At 39.7% G+C, this 13,664-nt stretch carries 14 protein-coding genes and 1 tRNA gene; 11 read left to right on the forward strand and 4 right to left on the reverse strand.

From position 1 onward, the window contains the following. The 10 genes from QM738_RS25470 to QM738_RS25515 form a co-directional block, all read left to right on the forward strand. The coding region (locus QM738_RS25470; protein WP_462279604.1) for an O-methyltransferase at positions 1 to 532 on the forward strand (532 nt) is incomplete at its 5' end. A gap of 55 nt (positions 533 to 587) precedes the next feature. Then, positions 588 to 908 carry an FEKKY domain-containing protein gene (locus QM738_RS25475; RefSeq protein WP_462279605.1) on the forward strand — a complete coding sequence of 107 codons (321 nt, stop codon included), beginning with the start codon at positions 588 to 590 and terminating at the stop codon, positions 906 to 908. 123 nt (positions 909 to 1,031) lie between these two features. Further along, positions 1,032 to 1,478 (forward strand): hypothetical protein, encoded by a 447-nt coding sequence (locus tag QM738_RS25480; protein ID WP_462279606.1) that lies wholly within the window; start codon positions 1,032 to 1,034, stop codon positions 1,476 to 1,478. Positions 1,479 to 1,708: 230 nt separating this feature from the next. Beyond that, on the forward strand, positions 1,709 to 3,295 hold the full coding sequence (gene abc-f, locus QM738_RS25485) for a ribosomal protection-like ABC-F family protein (protein ID WP_462279607.1): 1,587 nt from the start codon (positions 1,709 to 1,711) through the stop codon (positions 3,293 to 3,295). 108 nt (positions 3,296 to 3,403) lie between these two features. Further along, complete coding sequence (locus tag QM738_RS25490) at positions 3,404 to 4,114, forward strand: hypothetical protein (RefSeq protein ID WP_462279608.1); 711 nt, start codon at positions 3,404 to 3,406, stop codon at positions 4,112 to 4,114. A gap of 72 nt (positions 4,115 to 4,186) precedes the next feature. Further along, positions 4,187 to 4,795: a hypothetical protein gene (locus tag QM738_RS25495; protein WP_462279609.1), complete on the forward strand. Its 609-nt coding sequence runs from the start codon at positions 4,187 to 4,189 to the stop codon at positions 4,793 to 4,795. A 47-nt stretch (positions 4,796 to 4,842) separates the two neighbouring features. Further along, positions 4,843 to 5,256 (forward strand): VOC family protein, encoded by a 414-nt coding sequence (locus tag QM738_RS25500; RefSeq protein ID WP_462279610.1) that lies wholly within the window; start codon positions 4,843 to 4,845, stop codon positions 5,254 to 5,256. Between the two features lie 53 nt (positions 5,257 to 5,309). Beyond that, complete coding sequence (locus tag QM738_RS25505) at positions 5,310 to 5,951, forward strand: hypothetical protein (RefSeq protein ID WP_462279611.1); 642 nt, start codon at positions 5,310 to 5,312, stop codon at positions 5,949 to 5,951. 80 nt (positions 5,952 to 6,031) lie between these two features. Beyond that, complete coding sequence (locus tag QM738_RS25510; protein WP_462279612.1) at positions 6,032 to 6,931, forward strand: hypothetical protein; 900 nt, start codon at positions 6,032 to 6,034, stop codon at positions 6,929 to 6,931. 16 nt (positions 6,932 to 6,947) lie between these two features. Continuing rightward, complete coding sequence (locus QM738_RS25515) at positions 6,948 to 7,415, forward strand: DUF1572 domain-containing protein (RefSeq protein WP_462279613.1); 468 nt, start codon at positions 6,948 to 6,950, stop codon at positions 7,413 to 7,415. A 75-nt stretch (positions 7,416 to 7,490) separates the two neighbouring features. Here the strand turns inward: QM738_RS25515 and QM738_RS25520 are convergent, their stop codons facing one another. Beyond that, positions 7,491 to 8,474, reverse strand: a complete 984-nt coding sequence (locus QM738_RS25520; protein WP_462279614.1) for an aldo/keto reductase — start codon at positions 8,472 to 8,474, stop codon at positions 7,491 to 7,493. Positions 8,475 to 8,660: 186 nt separating this feature from the next. Between QM738_RS25520 and QM738_RS25525 the strand changes: the two genes are divergently transcribed. Then, on the forward strand, positions 8,661 to 9,557 hold the full coding sequence (locus QM738_RS25525; protein WP_462279615.1) for a helix-turn-helix domain-containing protein: 897 nt from the start codon (positions 8,661 to 8,663) through the stop codon (positions 9,555 to 9,557). Between the two features lie 4 nt (positions 9,558 to 9,561). Here QM738_RS25525 and QM738_RS25530 read toward each other — a convergent pair whose 3' ends face one another. From QM738_RS25530 to QM738_RS25540, 3 genes are all read right to left on the reverse strand, one after another. After that, entirely contained in the window at positions 9,562 to 12,000 is a 2,439-nt protein-coding gene (locus tag QM738_RS25530; RefSeq protein WP_462279616.1) for a T9SS type B sorting domain-containing protein, read from the reverse strand. 63 nt (positions 12,001 to 12,063) lie between these two features. Further along, positions 12,064 to 13,158, reverse strand: a complete 1,095-nt coding sequence (locus QM738_RS25535) for a hypothetical protein (RefSeq protein WP_462279617.1) — start codon at positions 13,156 to 13,158, stop codon at positions 12,064 to 12,066. A gap of 345 nt (positions 13,159 to 13,503) precedes the next feature. Then, a tRNA-Ser gene (locus QM738_RS25540) sits at positions 13,504 to 13,588 on the reverse strand. Positions 13,589 to 13,664: the final 76 nt, after the last annotated feature.

Raw genomic sequence — 13,664 nt, forward strand, 5'->3', positions numbered from 1 at the left:
TAAATTCCTGCAGGTGCTTATGATAGCCTGTAATGCAAAACGGGTGTTGGAACTGGGAACGCTGGGTGGTTACAGCACCATCTGGATGGCAAGGGCGCTGCCACAGGATGGAAAATTAATTTCTTTAGAAGCAGACGAAAGTTATGCCGCTGTGGCAAAAAAGAATATTGCCAATGCAGGGCTTTCACAAAAGGTGGAAATAAAAATTGGTAAGGCAATTAATACTTTACAGGAGCTTATAGCACAAAATGAAGCGCCATTTGATTTTATTTTTATAGATGCCGATAAACCACCGTATACAGCATATTTTGAGCTGGCAATGCAACTTTCGCGGCCGGGAACGATAATAGTGTGCGACAATGTAATAAGAGCAGGCAAAGTGCTGGATAAAAACAGTAGCGATGAAAAAGTACAAGGCGTTCAAAGGCTCAACGAAAGTTTGAAAGGTAACAAAAAAGTTACCGCCACTATTGTACAGAATGTCGGGGTTAAGGAACATGACGGAATGGTGATAGCGGTGGTGAACAGGTAAATTAAAGGAGTTTTATGAAAACCGCCTTGCTGCTGCATCATGAAAAATAAACTGTATGCGGCAACTCCTCCTTATTTTCGGATTATTATCATCTCTCCATTCATCGCGGCAGGTTACCCATGATTCTTTATCCTTAGATCCGGGTAAATTAGTATTGTATTGCGGAAAAGGATATGAAGTTAAGATACTGGATAAAACAGATCAATTGTTTCAAAAACAATTTAAGGTGAGTTATATTATAAGCAGCTGTATCCCAACTTTACCCATAGAAACTATGGTAGCTTTAAACAATGCAACAGCTAAATTACTGGACAAAAAATATGGTGTAGACTGGAGACTAAAACTACGGAATGATGTTTTTGGGCTAACGAAATAAATACCAGTGCTGCTAAAAACCATTTTACAACTAAATTGATTCTAATCAATGAGGCAGATGCTGATAATATTGTTTCTTTTCACAAGTTGCGTGGGATTTGGGCAATCCCCCAAAAACAAACGAGTGAACAACGATGAAATATTCAACAATGCGCTGAACCGTTGCCTGGAATATACGCAGGCAGCAGCACCGGCAGATACCATTTTTATAGAACTGGATGACACGCTGAACTTCAACCTGCCTGCCAATATCAGGGGATCGGTGATAGCAGTTTTACCTTTCGATTCGTTGATCGTACGGCTCAGATCAAAACCTGACCCTCACTATTACACACTTATGCAATGGTCAAAGGATAAAGAGGTCAATATCGTATTATTTGAAGTGCCAGTAAAATATGCAGAGGACGAAGTTGTGTCAGAAACCGGGCCTGATCTTTATAGGGTGACCTACTTAGAATCAAAAGACAAACTCCTTTCCTTTAAGAAAATTGAAAAAGGAAGTAATGGTTGTCGTCATTTACATAAGATCAGAAACGGAAGGTTTCATTCTTACGAATCTATCTGTACATAGAATGATCTATTTTTTTGATAAACGGGGCTTGTTTTAAAGCAGCTTGTTAGTGCATGCAATATAGTAATATACAATGTTTTATAAAGTAACCCCGGACAAAAAGAAAAATATCGTACCTTTGCGATCTCAAACGAACAAGTAATTCCGAAATGTAAAATATAATTTCTTTCAGACTAATCACACGGAGCCGAAAAGCGGTAACCGTATTGTTAACGCCTAAGAAAGAAATTATGTTGATCTTACAAAACATTTCATATACACACCCCGACAGGGAATTGTTGTTCAGCGATATCCATCTTACAATAAACAACCTGGACAAAACAGCATTGGTCGGCAATAACGGGGCCGGCAAATCCACTTTGCTTAAAATCATTGCAGGCGAATTACCAGTTTCCGGCGGACAACGGATCGTGGATACACCACCGTATTATATTCCACAGATCTTTGGTCAATACAATCACCTGAGCATTGCGCAGGCTTTGAAAATTGAGCATCAACTCAATGCACTGCAGGAAATACTGAATGGGAATGTAACGGAGAAAAATTATGCCCTGCTCAACGATGACTGGACAATTGAAGATCGCTGCAATGCAGCATTACAGCATTGGCAATTGGATGGTTTGAACCTCTCGCAAAAAATGGGAACGCTGAGTGGCGGGCAGAAAACAAAAGTCTTTCTTGCCGGTATTACTGTGCATCAACCTGCATTGATATTAATGGACGAGCCCAGCAACCACCTGGATATTCCGGGAAGACAACAATTGTATGATCTTATTCAAAACTCCAGGAGCACATTGATCGTTGTAAGTCATGACAGGCAATTACTGAACCTTTTAGATACAACCTGCGAATTAAGCAGGAACGGGATTAAAATGTATGGCGGCAATTATGATTTTTACAGGGAGCAAAAACAATTGGAAAGCGATGCTTTGAACCAGGATATTCAAAGCAAAGAAAAAGCATTGCGCAAAGCTAGGGAAAAGGAACGGGAAACAGCAGAACGTCAACAGAAACTGGACAGCCGTGGTAAAGGCAAGCAGGAAAAAGCAGGTGTGGCAAAAATAATGATGAACACTTTGCGTAACAATGCAGAAAACAGTACTGCCAAACTTAAAGCAGTTCACACAGAAAAGATCGGCGGTATTTCACAGGAACTGCATGACCTGCGCAATACTTTACCGGGTATTGAAAAAATGCGTTTCGGTTTTGATGATACTGCATTGCATAAAGGCAAGATACTCTTTACTGCATCCGATATCAATTTTGGTTACGGCGATGTACTGCTTTGGAAAAAAGCATTAAACTTCCAGCTAACAAGTGGTGAGCGGATCGCTTTAAAAGGCGCTAACGGTGCAGGAAAAACTACTTTGATAAAATTGATCTTAGGTAATATAGAACCTCAATCAGGAATACTATACAGGGCTGAGAGCAGATCGGTTTATATTGACCAGGAATATTCCCTGCTGGATAATGCATTGAATGTATATGAACAGGCCCGGCAATTCAACAGCGCTGCTTTGCAGGAGCATGAAGTAAAGATCAGGTTGCATCGCTTTTTGTTTACCAAAGAGGATTGGGACAAACCGTGCAGTGCATTGAGCGGTGGGGAAAGAATGCGTTTATTACTCTGCTGCCTCACTATTGATAACAGGCCCCCGGATATCATTATACTGGACGAACCGACCAACAACCTGGATATTCAGAATATTGAGATATTGACAGCAGCCATCAATGAATACCGGGGAACAGTGATCGTTGTATCGCATGATGCAGTATTTTTAAAGCAATTGAATATAGAGCGGGAAATTGTGCTGTAAAAAGGCCGGGCAAAATAGAAGAATTATCAGAAATTTATTACGCAAGAAGATAAAGTATATTGCAACCCGGTTATCTTTATCCACCATTTTTATTCACTTAAAAATATCATGACAAGATATTGCACGATAATAATTGCAGTCATTTTTTTTACAGCATGCAGATCGCAACCTGTACATTCAGATTGCGGGGAGTATGGTTATATTGGGAAGATCAAACAGATCAGGAAAACCACATTCTCTAACATAGTTGCTGCGGATACAAATCGAATTTCAAAGGATTCTAAAGGAGAGCTTACAGAAATTTATTATGCGGATCGCAATGGCAATTTTGATTCCCTGTTTACCGAAAGAGCGATCTCAGAAGAAGATACATTATCCTACAAAAGGAAATTCAGGTTTGAAAATCCGAAAAGAAGATCATGGGAGGCTTATGATATGGCTAACCGGGTATTGATGTCTGGTTCAATTGATTGGCTTACAGATAAAAAATATGATGAAAAAGTATTTTATCCCGGCGGCGGTCTCAAGTATGAAACCATTACAAGTTTGAATGAGAAATTTAGAATTTTCAAGATATTGGTCAAAGGCTATGATCCTTCCGGTAATGTAACGCAGAACTCAATGCAGGAATTTTACTTTTTTGACTCCGGAGATATTAATTACATCACTACAACTGATCTTGATTTAAATAAAACTGAAATGAGAACCTATGAATATCTACATAAAGATAGGATCGGAAATCCCACAGAGGTGCTAATAACGAAACCAAATAGCAAATCTAAAAGCTTATTAAGGATAGAATATGAGTATTACGAATAAAATACTAAAAGGTAAACTTTCATGATTTTGCAAATTTGAATAGTTGCATATTTTTTCTCTAAAATCTACTGTATGAAAAATAAACTACTTGTCTTCTTATTCTTTTCCACCAGCTTTTTTGGCTGTGGCCAATCCAATGCCACTTCGCAGGATAAGACCAATAACGATCAAAGTTTTGAGATCAGCATCGACAATAAAAAATACAATCTTTCTACAGACGATATTTTTTCTGCCAATTATATTGGACAAACTCACCTCACGTTGGTGGCTTTAAGCGAAAAAAAAGATATCAGTTTTTCAGTTACTGCTTTCATAACCACATTGCAACCGGGCACTTACCAGGTATATGAATGCAACAGCGCTTCCACCTGTTCGCAGGAAGAAGATGATAAAAATCAAAACGCGATGTTCAGCCCCTATCCAAAAGATCCGATGGTACCGGTGAATTTGTCCAGGACCGCATACAATGCGCCTGAACTGGGTTTGAAACCACTGGTACTAACCATCACTTCTGTTACTGATGAACAACAGGCGGGCGTTCCCTTCAAAACAAAAAGAATAAAAGGGCAATTCAATGGCACATTGGCATACGTTGAAAAGCAGGATGACGGCAACTGGAAAATAGTGGGTAATACGACCCATATCGACGGTAAGTTCGACCTGTTTTGCAGCATTCGCTGATTCATCTCACATTTTCTCATTAACTTCATTCTACTAAAAGTAAACTCATGGAAGAACAAAAAGATCAAACAGATAAAACCACACCCAAAGTGACCGGTATCGGCGGCATTTTCTTTTTTACAGAAAACCCAAAGGATACCAGGGAATGGTATGCAAAACATTTAGGACTTGACGTAAATGACTGGGGCGCAACTTTTGAATTCAGGCATGCGGATGATCCTGGCAAGACGGGTTCATTGCAATGGAGCCCTTTTAAAAAAGGAAGCAACTACTTCGCTCCTTCCACCAAAGAATTCATGATTAATTACAGGGTACAGCATATTGAAGGTTTGGTAAGCAAATTAAAGGAAGACGGCGTAACCGTAGTGGACGAAATTACAAGTTACGACTATGGAAAATTTGTACACATCATGGATGCAGAGGGTAATAAGATAGAATTATGGGAGCCTGCCGGAGAATAACTGTATGCAGGCAGGTTTATATTACCTGTAATCCGTAAACTACCAGCTGTGTTATGACAAAAAAAATATTTGTACTGCTGTTTTTTATTGCTGTCGCAGGTTGCAGGCACACAAACCGGCACATAAATGATGATACGGTTGCAGCCACAGATACAATTTTGTCTGCAAAACAAATTGAACCAGTTATAAAACCTGATACTACCAACCAGGATATTTATAACTTTATGGAAATAGTGATCAATGAGCGTAAACTAAATCGTTCATACGGTTTAAGTACTGAACCGGAAGCGGGCTGCAATCTTTCTGGCAACGACAAGAAATTCCTGCGAACATTGCTTATTGAAAAACCTAAAAAGAAGCCGGTAATTGATAGAGATGATTGGAGAACAATGACCATTACAGTCGATGCCGGCGGATTGACAAAGTGCCTTACAGAAAGCGATATCAATTATATGCTTTCACAAAAACAACAACTTGCCGCGTTTAGATGGGATAATTCAAGGCTTAAGTTTAATACAGCAAATAACAATAACTGGTACTGTTTTTCAATTCCACTGTTTTCAAAGGACAGGAAAAAAGCCGTGATGATGATACGAGACCTGTGTCCCGGGCTTTGCGGCACCGGCTCAACTTTATTATTTATAAAGGAGAATGGTAAATGGACTTCAGAAACTGGTGACTGGTGGGTGCATTAAATGTTTAAGTAGTATGCAGGCCCGTTAAGTGTATTTATGGTATTCAGAAATATGTTCTTGGAAATTTATCTTCAGACACCATGAAGCAATCCTTATTTTTTACTTTACTTACCTGTATAGCTGTTATTGTTACTGCTCAAAACAACCTAACCATTACCGAACCACATTCAGGAATAAAACTCACCGTTATAAATCAAACCTATCCCCTACTCCAAATTCTTTTGCCAGGCCAGCCTGCAACCGAACGCGGTATTGAAGTGGAATTTCCTGAACATGTAACGGGCGTAAACCTGCAAACCAATGCCGTGGAGCAATTGTATTTTGTTACAAGGGGCGAGCGTAATAAACGAACTTTACCAACCTGGAAAATAGACGGCAATACATTGCTGTACGAAACAGTACTCAACGGTACAATGAAGCTGACAGCAAAGGCACAACTGGATACAGATGGTATCCGGTATTCTTACACTTTCACCAACACCGCAACGGTTGCCTGGCAAAACCTGCAGGCGGTTACCTGTGTTAAATTGTATTCGGCTTTCTCTGATACGTTGCTCGAAAGAACCTATGTGCACCATACAAAGGGTTTCGACCTGCTGGCTTCTGAAACACCCGAACGGCTTACGATGCCATTACAAAAATGGTTACCCTGCAGGTACCTTGTTTCCTATACCTGGCCGGTACCAGCCAACAAAATTCAAAAAGGCGAAGATGGCATAACACGCTATAACAAGTCCCGCAAAGTTGATATGCCTATGATCGCAACCATATCGCATGATAAAAAATGGGTAGCTGCAACCTACACTGCCGAAACGGGTAATTTATGGACCAATCCTGAAAGAACCTGTCATCATGCTGATCCCGCAATAGCACTTGGTAGTAACGAAACCAAAACACTTATGCTCAAAACTTTTTTATACCAGGGCAGATTAGAGCAATTATTAAAATACATCGAAAAGGAAAACAAAGCAATCAAATAAAATAAGCCAAGAGTATATGACAAGAAATGTAACAGCAGCAGAACGCATTCGGGAAGTGTTACTCAGCGGCCGTTGGATAGCCAATACCAATTATAAAGAGCAATTGCTCGCCACCAACTGGCAGCAGGCCACGCAAAAGGTAAATGATCTGAACACCATTGCAGCTTTAACTTTCCATGTGAATTATTATTTAGCAGGGCTGTTGCATTTTTTTGAAGCCGGTCAGCTGGAGATCAGGGATCAATACAGTTTTCAAATGCCGCCTATAACATCGGCAGATGAATGGGATGCATTGGTAAATCAATTTTTAAGTAATGCAGAAAAATTTGCTATTGCTGTTGAACAAATGCCCGATAGTATCTTCGATCAGCCTTTCTTGGGCGAAAAGTATGGGACTTACTCAAGGAATATTGATGGCATCATTGAACATTGCTATTATCATTTGGGGCAAATATCATTGATAAGAAAACTCATCCTGCAATAATAAACAGGCCTGTTGAAGCAGGCCTGTTTATTTATTGTAAAGCAATTTAGCTTTTAAGTATGGTCATCTCCCCTCTTATCTTCCCACCAGTTTTTTCAAATGTTCAGGATACCTTTCTCCATGAATGGTGATCGCTGAAGCAGCTGTTGCTATTTTTTGCAGATCATCAGCTGTTAACTGCAAAGATACAGCGCCATTATTTTCGTGTAAGCGATGCAGTTTGGTAGTGCCAGGTATGGGTACGATCCAGGGCTTTTGTGCCAGCAGCCATGCCAGCGCAATTTGTGCAGGGGTCGCATTTTTTTCAGCAGCAATTTTTTGCAGCAGTTGTACCAATGCCAGGTTGGCCTTCCTGTTTTCTTCTGTAAAACGTGGACCGATATTCCTGAAATCTGTACTGTCAAATTGCGTGGTTTCATTGATAGCACCGGTTAAAAAACCTTTGCCCAAAGGGCTGAAAGGAACAAAGCCAATACCCAGTTCTTCCAGCGTGGCGATGGTCTCTGTTTCAGGTTCGCGAAAGAAGAGTGAATATTCACTTTGCAATGCCGCAACCGGTTGTACTGCATGCGCCTTACGGATAGTGGCAACGCCGGCTTCCGATAAGCCCCAGTGTTTTACTTTACCTTCTTTGATAAGATCCTGTAGGGTACCTGCCACATCTTCAATGGGCACAGTGGTATCCACGCGGTGCTGGTAAAACAGGTCGATATGATCTGTTTGCAGTCTTTTTAAAGAAGCTTCTGCAACAGCCCTGATATTTTCCGGGCGACTGTCTAAACCCAATGCGGTCTTGCCTTCCTTAAAACCAAACTTGGTGGCAATCACAATTTTATCCCGATTTTTTTTAAAGGCAGTTCCCAGTAGTTCTTCATTATCAAAAGGGCCATATGCTTCGGCCGTATCGAAAAATGTGATGCCGGCATCATAAGCAGCGTGCAATAATTTAATGGCTTCATTCTTTTCGGTGGCCGGTCCATAACCAAAACTTAAGCCCATACATCCCAGGCCCAGTGCAGAAACTTCCAATCCGCTCTTACCTAATATTCTTTTTTCCATATTGATTGTTTTAAATTAAAAAAAGTTGCGGTCTCATCCGCTTGTTTACAAATGCAAATCTCTGTACTAAAAATCATTGTACACTTATACCAATCACTGCATTGCTTACCAATATTACTGTTTATGTAAAACAGCGCTTTATAACGCTTACGGAATATGTACCTTTATACTATAAAAATTACGGCAATGGAAAGGAATATGAATTTTAAAAGCATCAGCGACTATAATAAATTCAACAACCAGGAAACCCTGCACCCGCTGGTAAGTGTTATTGACCTGGGCAAGGCCAATAAACGGCAGCAGCATAAAATGAACTTTGGTATTTATTGTGTTATACTCAAAGATGTGGTATGCGGCGATCTGAAATATGGAAAAAACTATTACGATTACCAGGAAGGCACCCTGGTATTCTTTGCGCCGGGCCAGGTAGTGGAGTTAGAAGGCAGCAATGATTTTTATCAACCCAAAGGCTTTGCACTGGCATTTCACCCCGATGCCATACATGGTACGTCGCTGGGCAAGACCATTCAAGACATGAGTTTCTTTTCATACAATACCAGCGAGGCATTGCACTTATCAGAAAAAGAAAGGCAACTGGTACTGGATTGTTTTGCCAAAATACAATACGAGCTGGAACAAAGTATTGACAAGCACAGTAAAACATTGATCGCTTCCAACATTGAATTATTCCTGAATTACTGCACCCGTTTTTACGACCGGCAGTTCATTACCCGTGACAATGTGAACAAAGGCATTGTGGCAAAATTTGAAGAACTGCTCAACAATTATTTTTCTTCTGATAAGCCGCAGCAGATCGGCCTGCCTTCTGTTGCCTGGTGTGCAGCAGCATTACATCTCTCCGCCAATTATTTTGGTGATCTCATCAAAAAAGAAACCGGCACCGCTGCACAGGAATACATCCAAACCAAACTGATAGATGTGGCCAAGGAAAGAATATTTGATATTGATAAGTCTATCAGCGAAGTGGCTTATGATCTTGGTTTTAAATACCCGCAACACTTTACGAGGCTCTTTAAACAAAAAGTGGGTGTATCGCCGAATAAATACCGGCATTTGAATTAATGATTTACCGGATCAGCACAACTGTGCCTTTTTTGGATACGGCTGGTTTGTTTATGAATTTGTAATTACAAACCCATACATATACACCTGTACTTTGTGTTATTCCTTTTATTTTTCCTTTCCATCCCTCGGAAAGATCGGTTGTGTAAAAAATCCTTTGTGCATACCGATTGTATACTGCAAATTGATATTGTTGCAATCTGCCGCTAACAACGGGTTTAAATATATCGTTGTTGCCATCGTCATTGGGGGTAAATGCTGTAGGGATGTAAACATATTGGTTACATGCTACTACTTTAATAAGTGCCGTATCGGAAAGTATACAACCTGAAAAAAGCTCTGCCGTAATACTAAACTGCGTTGTAGCCAGAGGAAATAGTTTTAAATTATCAGCACTTATTATTCCCTGGCTTGCCGGTGACCATGAATAGTTGAAAAACTTATTACTTATTGCAATTGTTGCTGTATCTGACTGGCAAATTGAGTTTGGGTAAGTGACGTTAAGCCCTTCATCCAAGGGTTTAACGAGAATAGTGTCTTTAAAAATATTGGCGCAGCTATCCGTTGCTTCTACATAGTAGGTGCCGGGCTGGGTTACGGTAAAGGTTGAAGCTGTACTATTATCCTGCCATTTGTAGGTTTTAAAACCAGCACCTGCATTGAGTGTAAGCGTTTTGCCGGGGCAAAACATTGTATCTGCACCGAGGCTAAGCGCCTGCATACTTGCATTAACATTGATATACAAAGAATCCATTAAGTTGCATTGCTGCAGCCTGGCTTTTATGTAGCCATTATAGGGTTTCAGAAATTTTACTTTTAGTGTAGTATCGTTTGGCTGGCTAATAATTTTAATGGCTGCTGTATCTACTATCCAGTTTATCGGTTGGTTACATTCAGCGTTTTTATATGCGGTAAAAGTGGTTATTGGAGTAGCCATACAATGGTTTGTATTGCCTTTAATTTTTATTATGTCGCAAAAATGACGGATGATACATACCGGATTTGTTTGCATGGGCAATTCTACTGTAAAAAAATGTGCCGGGACAATTTCAAGGACGCCCTCCTGATAATCAAACTGCCCCTGCCAGTTTATGGGTGATACCTGTGCCTGCTTATAACTTAAGAACGATGTATCTGCGCCAAAGCAAGCTGCGGCAGTGTCTTTTGCTAAAATTTTAAAATTATCTAATTGAAATAGGTTGTTTTGAAATGTAATTACATTAAATGATGTAAGATAGCCCGGCTCGATAAAACTATTCCTGCTAAAAAACCTGTTCTTTTTTTCTGACACCAAGGGCAATTTTTTTTGCAGAAAAAAATGGTTGTTGGAATCGCCCACTGCATAATATGCGGATTGTGTTTTATAATCGTAAAAGCTTAAATGCCTGGCACCATGGGTATCAATTACTATTTCCTGTATGGTTCGTTCTTTCATAAAATTTCCGGTGGTAATATATTCGCTGTGCAAATGATTGAAATCTGCATCGAAAGTGGAAACACTAAACAGCTTGTTTATAGTGGAGCCGGCAACTGATTCGAGCTGGAGGTAAGAACGGGTAATCACTACGTTTCCATTTTTTTGGAAAAAGGCATTCCCATAATTGTCAAAAGAATTATCCATAGGATAATCGTAAAAGCCATTGCCAACAGCATTCAATGGCGCACAATATGCCTTTTTTGAAATGATTTTTTTACTTACCATATCTATTTCCATTGCTAACAAAGCAGGCTGGTCTATTGTGTTTATTACGCATTGACCATAAAAATTGGAAACTCCATATATTTTAAGCATGCCGTTTTCTATCTTACCATTGCTAAAGAAAGGATAATATAGTTGTGTAGATAGCGGTGAGGTTAAAATAGAAGTTGAACCAATATTACCATAATTGTCTAAAGTTGTAAGTATAATTTTGGTGCCTTCAGTCCATTCGTTATGAGCCCAGGATACGAGCATAAGACTATCTGTACCGTAATTTATTATTAATGGATTATCCTTTGCCCTATTGCTCAGGTCGGGAATATTAGTAAGCCCCCACCTTTTATCAGCTATCATATCACCCTGTGGAGAAAAAACGAGAAGGATATAAGGTGTAGTACGCCCATCGTGTGCCGTAATAATAATATTACCGTTGGATGCTTCTGCAATTGTCTTAAATACAGGATAGCTTTCAAAAGGATTGCTTACAATTCTTCTGCTCCATTTTAAGCTACCATCTTTATTAAAACGTATTACAACGCCAATATGGGCACCCTGAGTGAATTCATAGTTTCCGATTGCGATTCTGCCACCATCAGCCGCAGGAATTTGCTTGCGAATACAAAGGGAATCGGAATAGGGCGGCATAGAAACATACCGCATATGAACGGAAGAGTCACCGCACTGCTGTGCATACAACTGGGCGATTTGTAGAAAAAAAATCAATATCCCGATTATAGATTTCATATTGCAGCATTAACCGATGTAGTAAAAAGGTATAGCGCTTTAAAAAAGCGCTATACTTAGTAATTAGTTCAAATACCATGTTTCATAAACCCATGTGTCAGCAGGCTGTGTAACGCAAGGGCCTCCATTAGAGCTGGTGCTCATAAGATTATTACGATATCTTACCTGAACATTTCCTGGAGTCAAGCCAGGTGTACCAGGGACATCTATATACCACACATCCCAATAATTTATTAACCCGGAATTATTTGTTGAGGGACCTGGTATATATAAATAAAATGGCACCCATACATTAGATGCATTTTTGAATTGCACTTCTTGTTTGTGCGGACGCACATACCCGGAAGGGAAGCATGATGAACCTAAAACGTCACAACCACCGAGGCTTGGTGGTGTAGAACCACTACGCGGATTCCAATATACTTTATCTACACGCAAGCAGGGTTGAGTGGTATGTTGAGAACCGAAAGTTGCTTGTTGTGAAGAAAATCCAATTTGCAATATCGGATAATTACTGCAATCTGTATAAGCTATAAGATTTGACTGTACTGTAGCTGCCTGGCTGTATATGTAATCGGATATAACCTCGGAACGATAAGTTACCAAGAACTCATTTAAATCTGCACCGATAGAATTATGACCCACCACACCATTATTTACCGGAGGCCCTACCAATGGGTTTTTATTTGCAACTGGCGTAATATAAACCTGGGTTCCGCTGCTGTTCAATAATTTTATGCGCCCATTGCTAAATTGTGTTGAACTTATATCCACAACTGGATAAAACTCGGATACAATCTTATAGGTTACTAAAAACCGATATCCTGTACCGCATGTGTATTCCCTATCGATTGAGAACAGGGTTTGTGAAAATTCTGATTCTGTGGGTTCGGGACATGAGGTTGCGTTTGTAGTAGCTGAACCTCCTTTGCCCGGCGTTATTTTGTTTCCTTCTAAATCTGTATAAAAGCCCTTTCCAGACAGATTTAAAATTTCAGTAGAAACTTTCGGTTGGTCCTTTAATTTCTGTACAAATGTTTCTACAAGTTCTGCCTGCTCTTTGCTCTCGAGTGCTGTTGTTTTTTTGCAACCGTAAAATATAATGGCCGCTGTAGCTAATAATGCAGTCGTTGCTGCAATTAATTTTGATGTTTTCATTATTTCGAATTTTTTTATTTGAATAATTGTCTGCTATTAATTAAGCAGCATCGGAGGGCTTCTATCTTTTGATAGTATGCCAGTAAGGGACGATATAACAGCAAAAGGGGTATTCACATAAACGGTTGTTTATATAAGAGTTGATTACAAAATAAACGGTTGCATTTCCCGCAGAAGATTGCGGGTTGGCTATACTATTTGAAGTGTATAAGCCTACGTATTAATACTGATTTTGTAGATAATGACTAAAAAAGAGAAAATTAGTATTTGCAAAGTAAAATCGCTCCAAATCTATCAAATTAAAAAACCTTGTATATCATAAAATAATGATTTACAAGGTTTTAGCGGAGAGAGAGGGATTCGAACCCCCGGACCTGTGACAGTCAACGGTTTTCAAGACCGCCGCATTCGACCGCTCTGCCATCTCTCCGCGGCAAAAATAAGGTAAGTGAGTTTTACACCCAAAAAACTATTGAATATTATGCAATAAAGTTTTTGACAGGCTT

This window comes from Ferruginibacter sp., from assembly GCF_049840995.1.
GTDB lineage: Bacteria > Bacteroidota > Bacteroidia > Chitinophagales > Chitinophagaceae > Ferruginibacter.

Bases quoted from the DNA above. Each gene is read 5' to 3' on its own strand.
- QM738_RS25535 (WP_462279617.1), bottom strand. From the start codon at position 13,158: ATGAAAACATCAAAATTAATTGCAGCAACGACTGCATTATTAGCTACA.
- QM738_RS25530 (WP_462279616.1), bottom strand. From the start codon at position 12,000: ATGAAATCTATAATCGGGATATTGATTTTTTTTCTACAAATCGCCCAG.
- QM738_RS25520 (WP_462279614.1), bottom strand. From the start codon at position 8,474: ATGGAAAAAAGAATATTAGGTAAGAGCGGATTGGAAGTTTCTGCACTG.
- QM738_RS25495 (WP_462279609.1), top strand. From the start codon at position 4,187: ATGAAAAATAAACTACTTGTCTTCTTATTCTTTTCCACCAGCTTTTTT.
- QM738_RS25510 (WP_462279612.1), top strand. From the start codon at position 6,032: ATGAAGCAATCCTTATTTTTTACTTTACTTACCTGTATAGCTGTTATT.
- QM738_RS25490 (WP_462279608.1), top strand. From the start codon at position 3,404: ATGACAAGATATTGCACGATAATAATTGCAGTCATTTTTTTTACAGCA.
- QM738_RS25475 (WP_462279605.1), top strand. From the start codon at position 588: ATGCGGCAACTCCTCCTTATTTTCGGATTATTATCATCTCTCCATTCA.
- QM738_RS25505 (WP_462279611.1), top strand. From the start codon at position 5,310: ATGACAAAAAAAATATTTGTACTGCTGTTTTTTATTGCTGTCGCAGGT.
- abc-f (WP_462279607.1), top strand. From the start codon at position 1,709: ATGTTGATCTTACAAAACATTTCATATACACACCCCGACAGGGAATTG.
- QM738_RS25515 (WP_462279613.1), top strand. From the start codon at position 6,948: ATGACAAGAAATGTAACAGCAGCAGAACGCATTCGGGAAGTGTTACTC.
- QM738_RS25500 (WP_462279610.1), top strand. From the start codon at position 4,843: ATGGAAGAACAAAAAGATCAAACAGATAAAACCACACCCAAAGTGACC.
- QM738_RS25525 (WP_462279615.1), top strand. From the start codon at position 8,661: ATGGAAAGGAATATGAATTTTAAAAGCATCAGCGACTATAATAAATTC.